At 27.9% G+C, this 14,223-nt stretch carries 12 protein-coding genes; 8 read left to right on the forward strand and 4 right to left on the reverse strand.

Annotated elements, in window-relative coordinates; genetic code table 4:
* The first annotated feature begins 232 nt into the window (after window positions 1-232).
* A complete protein-coding gene (locus MOSC01_RS0102185; RefSeq protein ID WP_010321177.1) occupies window positions 233-664 on the forward strand; it encodes a DUF3899 domain-containing protein in 432 nt (143 codons plus the stop codon).
* 154 nt (window positions 665-818) lie between these two features.
* On the forward strand, window positions 819-2,693 hold the full coding sequence (locus tag MOSC01_RS0102190; protein ID WP_010321178.1) for an Mhp366/Mhp367 family surface (lipo)protein: 1,875 nt from the start codon (window positions 819-821) through the stop codon (window positions 2,691-2,693).
* Window positions 2,694-2,736: 43 nt separating this feature from the next.
* Here the strand turns inward: MOSC01_RS0102190 and MOSC01_RS0102195 are convergent, their stop codons facing one another.
* Together MOSC01_RS0102195 and nadE are read right to left on the reverse strand one after the other, a co-directional pair.
* Complete coding sequence (locus MOSC01_RS0102195; RefSeq protein WP_010321179.1) at window positions 2,737-3,465, reverse strand: YebC/PmpR family DNA-binding transcriptional regulator; 729 nt, start codon at window positions 3,463-3,465, stop codon at window positions 2,737-2,739.
* The gene (gene nadE, locus MOSC01_RS0102200; RefSeq protein WP_010321180.1) at window positions 3,466-4,206 is read right to left on the reverse strand and encodes an NAD(+) synthase; all 741 of its coding nucleotides are present in this window, start codon (window positions 4,204-4,206) and stop codon (window positions 3,466-3,468) included.
* Between the two features lie 91 nt (window positions 4,207-4,297).
* Here nadE and MOSC01_RS0102205 point away from each other — a divergent pair, with 91 nt between their 5' ends.
* Window positions 4,298-4,765: a hypothetical protein gene (locus MOSC01_RS0102205; protein WP_010321181.1), complete on the forward strand. Its 468-nt coding sequence runs from the start codon at window positions 4,298-4,300 to the stop codon at window positions 4,763-4,765.
* Between the two features lie 91 nt (window positions 4,766-4,856).
* Here MOSC01_RS0102205 and ptsP read toward each other — a convergent pair whose 3' ends face one another.
* Together ptsP and MOSC01_RS0102215 are read right to left on the reverse strand one after the other, a co-directional pair.
* Window positions 4,857-6,593 carry a phosphoenolpyruvate--protein phosphotransferase gene (gene ptsP, locus MOSC01_RS0102210; protein ID WP_010321182.1) on the reverse strand — a complete coding sequence of 579 codons (1,737 nt, stop codon included), beginning with the start codon at window positions 6,591-6,593 and terminating at the stop codon, window positions 4,857-4,859.
* Window positions 6,594-6,664: 71 nt separating this feature from the next.
* Window positions 6,665-7,579, reverse strand: coding sequence for a lactate dehydrogenase (locus tag MOSC01_RS0102215; protein ID WP_010321183.1), 915 nt, complete (start codon window positions 7,577-7,579; stop codon window positions 6,665-6,667).
* Window positions 7,580-7,842: 263 nt separating this feature from the next.
* On the opposite strand from MOSC01_RS0102215, the gene MOSC01_RS0102220 reads away from it, so the two are divergent.
* The 5 genes from MOSC01_RS0102220 to MOSC01_RS0102240 all read left to right on the forward strand — a co-directional run bounded on the left by MOSC01_RS0102220 (window position 7,843) and on the right by MOSC01_RS0102240 (window position 14,199).
* Entirely contained in the window at window positions 7,843-9,498 is a 1,656-nt protein-coding gene (locus MOSC01_RS0102220) for an ABC transporter permease (RefSeq protein ID WP_237700257.1), read from the forward strand.
* Window positions 9,498-10,214 carry an ABC transporter ATP-binding protein gene (locus tag MOSC01_RS0102225; protein ID WP_010321185.1) on the forward strand — a complete coding sequence of 239 codons (717 nt, stop codon included), beginning with the start codon at window positions 9,498-9,500 and terminating at the stop codon, window positions 10,212-10,214. Before MOSC01_RS0102220 ends, MOSC01_RS0102225 begins: the two co-directional genes overlap by 1 nt.
* A complete protein-coding gene (locus MOSC01_RS0102230) occupies window positions 10,214-12,265 on the forward strand; it encodes an aromatic motif membrane protein (RefSeq protein WP_010321186.1) in 2,052 nt (683 codons plus the stop codon). Before MOSC01_RS0102225 ends, MOSC01_RS0102230 begins: the two co-directional genes overlap by 1 nt.
* Entirely contained in the window at window positions 12,252-13,193 is a 942-nt protein-coding gene (locus tag MOSC01_RS0102235; protein WP_010321187.1) for an aromatic motif membrane protein, read from the forward strand. Before MOSC01_RS0102230 ends, MOSC01_RS0102235 begins: the two co-directional genes overlap by 14 nt.
* A gap of 139 nt (window positions 13,194-13,332) precedes the next feature.
* Window positions 13,333-14,199, forward strand: a complete 867-nt coding sequence (locus MOSC01_RS0102240; RefSeq protein ID WP_010321188.1) for a hypothetical protein — start codon at window positions 13,333-13,335, stop codon at window positions 14,197-14,199.
* Window positions 14,200-14,223 lie beyond the last annotated feature (24 nt).

Here is a 14,223-nt window from a genome sequence, read left to right on the forward strand (position 1 = left end):
TTAGTATATTATGAAATTATAAAATTTGTTATTGTTTAAATTAAAAATGTATAAAATATAAAATTTTATCTAGCATTTTCTAAAAGACTGACTGCTAAAACCAAAATGATTGAGTCGTTCTAATAAACGATGGCAAAAAAATAATTTATCTATTAACCGTTTAAAAATAAAAAAATCAATTTTTAGTATATAATATATTTAAAATTATTTTACTTGAATTCGACGGTTTATTATGAAGTTTATTTTCTCGTTTTTTTTTAGTGCTATTTTTAGACGACAAATCCAGAAACGTTCAATTTTGGCTTTGATTCTTTGAGCGTTATTTTTAGCTGCCATTGGTTTTGTCATGGCCTTTGTTCAAAAAAAAGTTTGATATGACATAGTTTCAATTTTGGGACTTTTGTCAATTTCAATTTCAGTTCTTGCAACGGTGTTAAGACTTGGTTTATTTAGTAGTTTTTCAGTTTCCTACCATAAATGGCGAATTCAATCCCAAAATAGAATGTTAGAAAAACGAGGATTTAAACCTGTTAGCCCAAAAATTGATTATAATTTTGTCAAGCAAAAACAAAAAGAACTATCCATTCTACCGATTTTTCTGGGATTTCTTGTTGGTTTTGTACTTTTAATTATCGCTTTACCGTTTCTAATTATTAACTCTTAAAAATTTAAAATATTTCTAATCATTTTTTAACTAAATATTGAATAATCTTGCATTTAGCATCAAATATAGTAATATTTATTTTTTGAATGTTTTTTTGGTATAATTTATATATTATAAAATTAATTATCAGAATAAGGAGAAAGGTGGTTTAGTTATGAAATCTAAATTTTTCAAATCATTAGCTCCTTTGCTTTTTGTTAATTTTTTTATAGTTTCATGCGCCAATGTTATACCTTTGCAGCATAAAAATAAGGATGAAAGTCCTAAAAATCAAGTTATTACTGAAAAAAATGACTCAAAAAATCAAATTTTACCAAAATTAGGAACTCCAAACAATGATTTGGTGCAAATTGAAGAAAATTTGAGCCTAATTGGAAATATCAAAACTATAAATGATTTAAATAATGATTTGTCATCGACCAATGAAAATAATAATGATGTCGTTGAAAATTCTGCTCCTAAAAATAATCATAATTTAGCAAATTCATCAATATCAACAATTCAAAACCCGTTTTTAGATAAAGCTCAAATTGAAAATTTGAATCTTTTTTCTTTAAAATCTTTAGTCAAATCAAATCAACCAAAGCCAAAGCCTAAACCAAAACCTGAGCCCAAAATTGAACCTAAACTCGAGTCTATACTTGAACAAAATCGGGTGGTAAGATCAGAAATAAACCAAGTTGTTGAAGATTTACCTATTAAAAAAATACCAATAATAAATGATAAGTTAGATATTTCGAAACTAAGTGATTATGACAACAAGTCCGCACAACAAATCGGATTTGATTTAAATTATAGAGTTCCAGCTAATACTTTTTCATATCAACCTTTTGTCATAAAATCAAATGTGATAAAACAAGAAAATGACAATCATTTTCTTGGCGAAAAAAATGAAAACTTGAATATTTATTTGCTTGATAAAATAAATACAGGTAGTGTTTCTGAAAACGAAAATGTAAAGCAAACTAATTTCGGTTATTTAAATCCTCGTTTCCGAAGAAATTATTTCAAACCAGATTATTTTGGTTTTAGATCGCTTGACTATTCAGATCAAAGATACAAAGATATTTTTCAGAGAAATGTAAGATTTTCAACCGGAACAGCTGTATTGCTTGATTCTCACGAAGGTGAAAGTGCTTTTTTAACAAATCATCATGTTCTATATATTAGACAAAAGCCATTTTGAGAAACAATGGCCTTTCCTTTGATGCGTTTTTATTATAATGATAAGGTTAACAGTCTTGGTTCTTTAGCTAGTTCTGGAATATTAAGTTTATTTTGAATAAAAGCTGAATATGATAGACAAGTTCAAGAGTTAAGGGCAAGACATGATCGAATTCCAACAAGTCGGATAATTTATATTGACCCAATTACGCAAGAAAAATTAACCAAATTTAACATTGATTTGCACAAAAGATATTTTAGAGAAGAAAAAAATTTTAACAATTTTGGCAAAGATGTAGCAATATTTTACTTTAACCATGCTAAATTTAGAAAAGATATTCAAGATCTATTCAATTTTTACCAAAAACATAAAGAATGACTTTTATCATCATTTCGTTATTCAAATGGCGAAACTATTGAAAACGATATCACTAGATTTGATAGTCAATTTAAAATATTTTCTGATTTCTGAGATCATGTTCAACAGTTTCCACCGCTAAAAATTAGTGAAAAATCATGAAAAGACGGCGAAATTGACTATACAACTAAAATTGGCGGCTTTTGACCTCAGTTTGCATTTTCAAAAAATATGTTTAAAGGCGTTTATATTAAAAACGGTGCCCCTAATTTTTTTGTAACAAACGGACCTGGGGCTTCTGGTTCTGGTGTTTATAACACAAACGGCGAATTAATTTTCATGAATCAATTGATTACCGTAACAAAAAATCAAAAAAGTCTTTACTATGATCAAAACAATTTAACATCACATATGACTACAGGAATTTTATTTCGTAATGATAAAATCGATTTAGTATCAGAAATTAAAAAATTTTATTATAATAAAAATAAAAATTTAAAAAAATAGGAAGCATATATGTTCTTCCTATTTTTATCTTTAAAAATTTTTTCTAAACTTTTAAATTGTGATAAACATTTTGAATATCATCGTCTTCAAGAAAATTATCAATTTGATTTAGTATTTTTTCAGTACTTTCTTGATTAAGTTCAACTCAAGAATTAGGGAAATAACTAATTTCAACAGCGCTAAAATTTACACTAAAATTGTTTTCAATTGCTGATTTTAAGTCCTGAATAGCGCGCGGTTCGCAATAAATCAAGTAACTTTCTTCATCTTCTTGAAAATCATCGCCACCATTTTCAAGAACAAACATCATAAGGTCATCGCCATTTAATTGATCAGTTTTGTCAATTTCAAGATAACCTTTTTGTTCAAATAAATAAGGAATTGAATTTTGTTTTCCAATTTGTCCATTTGCACGGCGGAAAAGTGCTTGAAGTGAAGAAACTGATCGATTAACATTATCAGTCAAAATTGTGACAATTACACTAATTCCGTTTGATAAAGTTCCAGAATAAATTATTTCTTTAAAAGTTTGACCTTCGCTTGTTGCCCCTTGGCCTTTGGCGATTGCTTTTTCAATGTTTGCTTTTGGCATTGATTTTGCACGTGCTTTAGAAATAATAAGTCTTAAAGCTGGATTAGAGTTAGGATCAGGTCCACCTTTTGCTACTGAGACCATAATTTCTTTCGAAAATTTGTTAAAAATTTTTGCTTTTAGGGCGTCTTGGGCACCTTTTCGGTGCTTTATATTAGCTCATTTTGAATGACCAGCCATTTAAAAATCTCCTAATTTTTTTGCAGGTCTTGGCACTGGATTACGTTTGTGGGCGCTTAAATTGTGTAATTTTTCAATTTTTTCTCTTACTTGAACACTAACTAAATTTGGATCTATAAAAAATAGATCTAAATCTTTATAAGTAAATCCTAATTCATCTTCATCTTTTTGGTTATCTCAAAGATTTGCGCTTGGGGATTTTTGAATTATTGATTCTGGAATTCCAATTTGCACACTGATTTGATAAACTTGCATTTTTGTTAAATTAACAATTGGCAATAAATCCACGCCACCATCGCCGTATTTTGTAAAATAGCCAAGATACATTTCGGAAAAATTATCAGTTCCAAGAACTAAATAGTCCAATTCTTGAGCAAAAGCATATAAACTAATCATCCGAAGGCGAGGTTGAATATTGTAATTTGCTAGTTGGTTTTTAAGACTAAATAAGTCTTTTAAGTTCTCAAAAGTTGAACTTAAGTTAATTTCCTTAGTGGAAATTTCAAATTTTTTGACTAATTGGCCAATATCAGTTTTATCGCTGCTCATATCACGAATCGGCATAATAATTCCTAAGTGCGAATTAGGGAAAGCTTTTTTTCCTAAAAACGCAACAAGTGCAGAGTCAACTCCACCAGAAATGCCAAAAATTACGCCTTTTTTATTTGCTTTTTTTACTTCTTGGCGAATTCATTCTATAATATAATTTATATAATTATTTATTTGCTCTTTATTTTTCATAATTAGAATAATTTCTTGTATAATTATAGCACAAAAATAATTTTTTAATATAGAATTTCATATAAAATATACATTTTCTAGGAGGATATAAATGACGTATCAATACGATACCGCTCAATTATTAAAATCAACTAAATCATGAGCAAATAAATTATTAATTGTTCGTTTAGTTAAATTTGTTTTAGGCACTATAACACTAATTGTATTTGTTGCTGGAATTACTACTTCTATAGGTCAGATCGGTCCCACCCCAGAAGATACTAGAAGAGCTGTCTCAGTACTTTTTGCACCAACCACGATTGCAATTGTAATGTTTGTTTTTTGGCTTTTATTATCACTTGCTTACTGAATTTTATTAATTATTTCCCCTTTTAAATTACATGATCTACCAAGACGAATGAACATAAAAAATGTTCACTTTGTTTCAAAGTTTCAGGGAATTTTCGTTCTTTCTATTGTCGCAATTTTTGTTGTTTGAATTGATATAATTTATCTTATTATGCTTAGATCATTTATTTCAAAGTCAGAAAAAGAAATTATTGAAGATTCTCTTGATTAATTTTTATAATACATAAGACAAAAATTTTTTTTAAAATTAAAATAAAAAGGTGAAATTTCACCTTTTTATTTTAATTCAATAATATTGGAAGTTATTTATGTCTTATTAAATTCAGAGATTCAAGATATTTTACTACTTCACTTTCGGTATCAAATTGCAATGCTTCATTTGCAATTTTAACCATTTGTTCGTAATTTAGTTCAGAAATTAGTTTCTTTACTTTTAAAACACTACTTGTTGAAACCGAAAATTCATCAAGACCAAGACCTAATAAAAGTGGAACAGCATTGATATCACCGGCCATTTCGCCACACATTCCAACTCATTTTTCGTGTTTATGAGCTGCATCAATTGTCATTTTGATTAATTTTAAAAGTCCAGGATTTAAAGTTTGGTATAAATAGGCAACTTTTTCATTCATTCGATCAGCGGCAAAGGAATATTGGATTAAATCGTTAGTTCCAATTGAGAAAAAGTCAACATATTTTGCAAATTGATCAGCATGAATTGCTGAAATTGGAATTTCAATCATAATACCAATTTTTATATCTTCACGTTTTGCAACTTTTGGGTTTTCTTGACTAACTTCTTGATAAACTTGCTCAAAAATAGCTTTTGCGGCAAAAAATTCATCAAGAGTTGCGACCATTGGAAACATAATTGCTAAATTTCCAAATTCAGATGCCCGAACTAATGCCCGAAGTTGAGTTTTAAAAATATCAGTCTTATCAAGTGACAAACGAATTGCCCGATATCCTAAAAAAGGGTTCATTTCTTTTGCAAAATCAAAGTATTTTAAGGTTTTATCACCACCAATATCAAGTGTTCTGACAACAACTTTTTTAGGATTTTGAGTTTCAAGTACACTTTTATAGCTGAAAAACTGCTCATCTTCAGTTGGTCAATTTTGGTTGTCCATATATAAAAATTCAGAGCGAAAAAGACCAATTTCATCAGCATTTACTTTTTTTGCAGCATGTGAGTCATCAACTGAACCAATATTTGCAGCAATTACAACTTTTTTCCCGTCAGAACTTTTTGATTCTTTATTTAAATAGTCTTGGAGTTTTGCTTTTTCATTTTCGTATTCTTGTTTTAAAATTTCAAATTCTTTAATTTCAGTTTCGCTTGGGTTAAGAATTCCTTGGCCAAGATCACCATTAATTGCTAAAATATCACCATGCTCAACTTTTTCAAGAATATCACCAATTCCTAAAATTGCCGGAATTTCCAAGCTTCGTGCCATTATTGCAGAGTGAGATGTTTTTGAACCAATATTTGTCGCAAAACCTTTAACATATTCATTTAATTGCGCGGTGTCAGAAGGTTTTAAATCATCAGCAACAATAATTACATCTTCATCAATTGCACTAAGATCAATTATTTCCAAATTTAGGATGTTTTTTATTATTCTTTGCGAAGCATCTTTAATATCAATGGCTCTACCCATTAAATATTCATCACCAGTTTCGAGTAAAAAATTAGTATGATTTTTTGCTGTTTCTTTTAGGGAATATGCGGCTGAATATCCGCTTTTTATCATATTTATTGTATCATCTTCCAAAACCGGATCAGTTGCAATTAAAATATGAGCATCAAGAATTTCAAGTTCTTCTTCAGCAAGTTTAGTTGCTAATTTTTTAATTTTTTCAATTTGTTCGACAGATTTTTGCACTCCGTCTTGAAAAATTTTGATTTCAGCATCAATATCTGTTATTTTTGCATCACTAATTTCAATTTTTTGTTCAGTAAGTTTAAAAACTTTTGCTATTGATATTCCGCTAGAAGCGCCAATTCCTTTAAATTTATATGAGTGAAATTTTGACATTATAGACCTCCAGTTTTAAAAAAATTAATTAAATTATAAAATATTTTGCCTAAAATGCAAATAAATAAATGTTATTGACTCAAAAACTTATTAGTTAAGTCTAAAAGTTTATTTTTTTCCCAAATAAATTTAACTAATTTTTCACGGTCTGCTTGAGTTAATTTGATATCTTTTGTTTTAACTTGTCCAAAAATATCGATTTTTACAGGCAGAGAAAAAAAATCATCTCTAATATTATAAAAAGATTCAACTCAGCAATTTAAAAGGTGAAAATTTTGACTCTGATTTAAAATATCAAGCAAAATTTTGGACATAATTAGTCCGAGAAGTCGGCTGTGTGGCGTCTTTCTTATTAAATTTTCGATTATTTCAGCGTTTGTTTGCCTAACATAATCATCAATTTTGCTGATTTTATCAATGTTAGTGTCGTTTTTTTTAATATTTGCGTCAATCAAAAATGAATGGCCATGATCACCTAATACTAAAAAATCGTTATCTTTTGCAATGTTTAAATTTAAATCATTAAGAAATAAATTTGCATGCATATTTTCTAAATTAGGACCAATTCCAAATACTTTTTTGCCAATAAGTCCGCTAGCAAAACTAAAAATTTTACATAAAATTGAATTGTTATAACCTAAGACAAAAGCAATTCCGTTAAAATTAGAGTGTCGAACTAAATAACCAATTTTATAAATTTTTTCTGAATTTTCAAGTGCAAGATCAACCAGACTCATTCCAGGAACTAAATTTTGATTTGGATCAATTATCAAAATATTGGCTTTTTCCAAGGACGCATAATCTTCCAAAAATATTTTATTTTTGTATCCGCCTTGTTTTATTATTAGATTTAATTCCTTAATAATTTGGTTTGTCTTTATAAAATTTTCGTCAATGAGTAAAAAATCAACATTTGTTTTTGCCAAAATCAAGTTATAAATTAAATTTATGCTAGCGTTTGTCACTCCGATAAGTGCTATAATCATATTTTATCCTTTTGTAAAAAATATTTTTTATTAGTTTGTGGTATAATATTTTAATATTTAACACAGTCGAGCTTAGACTTTAATTTTAAATTTTCACTATTTTATTATACTATAAATTAGTAGAAAAGTAGAAGAGGTTGGCTTTGCTACAAGTCAGAACAAACATTTTTAGATCAAATCAATATTTTAAATTTTTATTTAAATTAAGTTTTAAAAAGAAAGCAGTATATGTTTTTATAATTCTTTCATTTTTAACAACAGTAATGTTGTCCTTAATTACAAAATTTTACGCAACTGAGACAAATTTTAGTCTTTTTTCATTTATAACCCTTTTTATAAATCTTTCTTTAACAATAATTATATCATCCTATATGTTTTTATCTATTTTTAAAGATTTAGCAACTCAAAGTCTTGATATAATAACTTTCACAAAACCATATTCTCGTCAATATTTTATTGCGACAAAAATCTTGTTTTTAATATTTTTTGGACTTATTTGGTCAGTTTTTATTGATTTTTTATTAATAGGATTTTATTTAATTAATTACTCATTTTTTGACCAAGTTAACTCTCCTTTATTATTTGGTTTTTTATCGCCATTTTTTTCATTTATTATTTTTGGTGGAATTACAGTAATTGTTAGTCACAAATTTAGTTCAAAATCATCGCTTGCTATCGCTATTTTTTCGTTTTCACCTTTTATTTTAATTGGTTCAACAACAGCTTTTAATTCAACTTCAAGCATTAACAGATTTGCTGAAATTCTTAATTTAGAACATAAAGGTTATGATTCAAATACAATTGCTGATGTCGAAAAATTTTACCTAAATGATAAACAAGATCGTTTTTTTATAATTCCAAAACAAGTTGACAACCCTAATTTTACCGATCGACAAATAAATTATATTCAACAAGCATGAAATGATTCTTCAGCTGCAGCCCAAATCTGGCAAGTAGCTTCTTATTTATTAATTCCTTATCAATTAATTAATATCTTTGAACCAAAAGACCGTGATGCAATTGAAAATGCTGCCGGAAATCAGGATAGTTTTCTTAAAAATTACATTTATTCAAACAATTTAGAATCAAAAGAAAAAAATTATCTTCTCTCAACAGTCCCAAGTCTTCAAAGATATAAACTTTCAAATAACCAAGAGGTAATTTTAGTTCCTGGGGCTCTTAAAAATGATTCGCATTTTGAGGATCTTGAAAATCGAGAAATAATTTATGCTAATGAAGATGCTTCTAATTTTGAAAAAATACTTCCACAAGACTCACAAACTTTTGGGCTTACATCTGATCTTGTTGGTAAATTAAAGTGAAATTTAATAAAAGAAGTCGTTTCATCTAAGGTTTTTGACAAATACGCGCGCGCATTTTTTGAAAGCTTTATAGAAGAAAATACCCAAAAAGATATTCTTGAAAAAATTTCTGCGGCAATTTCAACTGATAAAGAACTTTTAGATTTAGTTGATGAACAAACTGTTGTTCTTGCAAAAAATCCTGACATAACACAAATTGAAAACCAAGTTCAAAGAAAAATATATTTGGCTACCTCATTGATTTATTGACTTTATTTTAATAAACAAAATAGCTTTGTTCTTGATAATTTATTAAAAAATGACAAAAATAATTTTGATCCAGCTCCATTTTTTGTCAAAATTGACCAACAAAATTATCAAATCGGTGGATTTTCTTCATTTAGCGCCGAACAAAGACTAGTTGATAACAAAGTGATAAAAAGATTTAATTTAGCAAAAAGCAACAACTTTTTATTCCAACCAGTTTTACAAATTATGGAAATAAAATCTAATCATCACGTTGTAATCAAAAATTTTTACCCGCTAATTTGAGCATTTATTTCAATAATTTTAGTTTATTTTATCTTTCGAATTTATACTAGAAAGGATTATAAATAATGTCAAATTGAGCTTTGGATGTTAGAAATTTAACAAAAATCTATCCTAAATCCGAAAAAGGTGCAAAAAATGTCACTTTTAAGGTCAAAAAAAACACAATTCATGCCTTTATTGGTGAAAACGGAGCGGGAAAAACAACTGTTATTAAGTGTATTGTCGATGCATACCAGAATTTTTCAGGAACAATTCTTATTAATAATTTTTCAAATAAATTGCCAGAAGCAAAAAAATTTATTGGTTATGTTCCGGAAAATTCAATTTTTCCTCCCGAATTAAATTCATACGAATTTTTGTATGAATTTGGACTAATGTCAAAAATGAACTCTAAGTTAGTAAAGGAAAAAATCGATTATTATTTAAAACTGTTAAAAATTGAAGATTTAGCAAAATTAAAACCTTTTAACTTTTCTTCAGGTCAAAAGCGAAAAATTATGCTTGTTCAGTCTTTGATTCATGATCCAGAACTAATAATATTTGACGAACCTTTTTCAAACTTAGACCCTTCAGCACGGGCTGAATTTTTAGCAATTATTAAAATTTTACACAAACAAGGAAAAACAATTTTCCTTTCAAGTCATAATTTGCAAGAAATTGATTCTTTGATTGATAGTTTAACACTAATAAATAAGGGACAAATTTACTATTGTGGTCAAAAAACGGAAAATTTGCAAAAAATGTATCAAAAATATATATTAAAAACGGGGACTACTACATAATGTTAAAGAAAAAATTACTCATTTTAACTACATTACCAACGTCTTTTTTATTTATTTCTTGCAGTGGAATTTATAATTTTTATGAATCTCAGCCAAAACCCGAGAACAAATCCTTGCTTACAAATGCCAAATTTCAAGAATTTGTCAATTCAGTTTTTTCTACTAACGAACTTCAAAAACAAGACTATATTTCAAACCAAGTTAATCTAAATTTGCCAACATTAACTAGCGAATTAAAATATTCTCTTATTTTTTCAAGACCTTATTTTATTATGTCAAGAGATGAATACAGAGAAACACGTCAAAATTCCCGATTTACAATTCATTCATATTTATCAAAAAATTGACTATTTTTACTAGAAAATATCGACAAATTATCTTTTATTTTCAATCCTTATACAGGTCGGTTTGTTAAAAATGCCGATGAAGAAAAAATAAATTTGTTAAAAGATAACAAAATCAGAATTTCAAATAAAAATTTTGATTTTGTTAAAATTGATAGAGAAGCTGATCAGTTTGATAAAAATAGTGTTTATTATTTGATTTTTGACAAAAATAAATTTATCAGATTTACTGCTTTTGAAACTAATAATGAATTAAAAACAAAACTTGACTTTAATATGTTTGTGCTTGAAGATCAAATTGCTGACAATTTTTCTTTTGCTAATGCAATCGAAAATTGAGTAAAAATTGAAGAACAAAAGTATTTTAAGGATAAACTCGAAACTGCCCGAGAAAATCTAACCGATGCTTTTGAAGAAAAAAAGGCTGAATTAGAAGAACAAATTGCTAGATTTAAAAGCTTAAACCAAGAATCAAATCTTGGTTCTGAAGATGAAGAAGACGAAGAAAATTTTTGCAGCCCTGAAAATTTGCAATTTTGTACGCCTGAGCAAAAAGATTTCCTAGAAAAAACCAATCGTCGAGCATTTGGAAGAACCCAAAACGTTAGTGCCACAAATTTTCAAGACATTAGTGTCACAAATTTTCAAGACCCTGGCGATCAAAATCAAGATCCTAGTTTAGAACTTGCTGAGCTTGAAAAAAAATATAACCAAGATCTTTCAAATCTCGAAAACACTGTAAAAAATCAAATATTTAATGAAAAAAATGATCTAACTGCGGTTAATTTTTTCTCAAACATCACCACTGATATTTCTACTTTTAACTCTCCTTATAAATTTCATAAATATAGTTTATATTCAATAGATTTAGAAAAAGGTAGTGATATTAGTGCTAACCCTGAAAAATTACCTGAAAAAGATTCACCTTTTTTAGGTGATTATTCCAAATTCATTGACGAAAAACTTGATATTAAGATAAAAAATGAAACGCCTGAGGAATTCAATAATCGCCGTGTTTTTGAATATATTTTTCAAACTATTTGGCAAAACAACGAAAGCAAAAAAGTTCAATTTTTCAATTCTTACTATGCAAAAGAAAACATTGAAAAATTAGAATCTCAATGAAAAAATATTCAAGAAAAATTAACTAATACTAATCCAGATTTTGAACTTGCAATTCAAGAATATAACAGTTTTGTTGAAACAAACTGACTTTTTATTCTCGAAAGACTTGACAAACTTAGGCTTGATTTTTATAAATGATACTCATTTCCTGATCAATTTGATGAAAATGGTAATATAAAAGTTGCTCATAGTGACGAATTTAAACAGCTTGTTAAAGACCAAGAAGATCTTACAGAACCTTTTTATTATGCAAATAAATTTCTTGAGTCAATTTCTGAAGGAGACACATCAAGATTTGTAAGTAATTATAAAGATCTTTATATATTAAAACAAAACACATTAATAAATTTAAGAGTTGATTATTCAACTTCAGAACCAAAAGTAAGTCTAAATCCTTTTGTATATCATTTTCCTAAAACAAAAAATAAAATTTCGGTCAAAGTTCTTACCGAAATTTTCCACCAAGCACTTTATCATGCCTCCGAAGAAGCTTATCGTGATTTTGAAAATGATTTTGTAAAAAAATTCCGTTATAATTTGCCTGCGCAAATGTTTTTTAAGGAAAAAGATGAAAAAAAATAAAAAATTAGTATTTTCTGTTAATTTATTAGCATTTTTATCAGCTGGTTTTTTAGCTAGCTGCACTCAAGCATCTCAACAGGCAACTAATTATCAAACTAAATATGAAAAATTTGCAACAAATGATATACCTAGCCCGGAAAAAGCCCAACCTTTTCTAGAAAACAGTATCATCAATCAGCTTTTAGATAAAATTTATGAAGATAGTGATTCAAAAGAGCAACTAATAAACCGAATTTTAACAATTAATTCTGAAAACTATTTGAACGATTTAATCTTTAATTTAAGCTTTTATAATTCAATAAACAACTCACCAAGTGATACAATAATTAGTGGTTTTGGAAGGGGTTCTTCCAACCCTGTTTTATTTGAAAAAGCTAAATTTAGTGTTAATGAATTGTTTGAAAACAATTGACTTTGACTCTTAAAAAATTTGGATTCTGCTGTTTTTGTTCGCGGTCTGGCAAACATTGACCAATTTCAGCAACAAAATGATGAGTTAAATATCGGCCTAAGAAATGAAGCTTTAAAAAATAGTTTTTATCAACCTAGTTCAAATAAATTTATTGACATTGCAATTGTAAAATCGCCTACTGAAATTGATCCAGAGACAAATATTGAAACTAAAAATTATCAAGTTTTTCTTCTAAATCAGGATAATTTTATTTTTAATTTAACTATTAAAAAAGAGTTTAAAGACCAAAAAATACTTAATTTAGAAACCACTTTAAGTCCGTGAATTCAAATTTATCCTAAATTTATAGGCCAAAAAACTGAAAAATTCCCACTACAAGAATATGCTAGAATTATTTCAAACTACCGAAGCGGCGTTGAAGGTGTTAGCGTGCAACTTGTTGAAAAACTAATTTTTGAAGAAAATCTTGGTGGAAATGTTTTATATTATACTTTGGTGGATTTTCAAAAAAAATAAGATAGTTTATTAAAAAAAATTTATTTTTTTATTGCTTTTTTTTATTTTTGTGTATAATTTTAAATCGATAGATAAAATTAATTTTTAGATTCTTTCAAGAAATATAAAAATACCTAATTTTTTAAAAAAAGGAGTAAAAATGGCATATTTAGACAAAAAAAGGAAAGATGGCTTATTGCAAAGCGACGCATTTTACAATGAGCTCTTTCTTGGTTTGTTTGGATTTGGTTTTTGGTATTTGGGTAGAATAAGTCTAGCAATTATTAGATTTACATTTACCCTTGTTGGTCTTTTAATGATTTTCATTTCCCAAATGATGTTTTTAGGATCAACAGCCCAAGACGAAATCGCAAGAGATGTCCAAATTTTGACAATCACAGGTGGTGTAATTCTTGGTGTTTCTGCACTTTGAAACATAATTACTTTAATTATGATTTTCACCGCTGATCTTAGAGATGGAAAAGGTGTTAAAATTTTCCATTGAGGAACAGAAGTTGAAGATAACCCTGAATTAGAAAGCGAATTTGACAACCCTCCTGTTGAACAACCCCAACCAGTGGCCGTTGCACCAATTGAAGCAGAGCCTGTTTTTGAAGAACCATTAGACTTACAAGTTCAAACAACTGAGGAATATGTAGAACCAGAACCTGTTTTTGAAGAGCCTGAAATTTATGTTGAGCCAGAGCCTGTTTTTGAAGAACCTGCTTTTGAGCCAACTTACTACGAAGCACCTGCTGAACCAGTTTATGTTGAGCCACAAATAGAACCAGAACCTGTTGTTAATTTAGAGCAAAACCTTGATGTTGCAAGACAAATTGAAATGATTAATGCTGAACAAGTTCATGCAAGTCAATTAAACATTGTTCACGAAATGGAAATTCCTGTTGATTTACACAATTTAAAACACATTCACCATACTACATTTACAATTGAAGAAATTGAGAGTGGAATTGTTGATGAGCATTTTGAAATTCGTGGACAACATGATATCAATTGCCATTCATAGAAAAATAATTAAAAATAGTTTTCT

Source organism: Mesomycoplasma ovipneumoniae SC01, from assembly GCF_000218525.1.
Lineage (GTDB): Bacteria > Bacillota_I > Bacilli_A > Mycoplasmatales > Metamycoplasmataceae > Mesomycoplasma > Mesomycoplasma ovipneumoniae_A.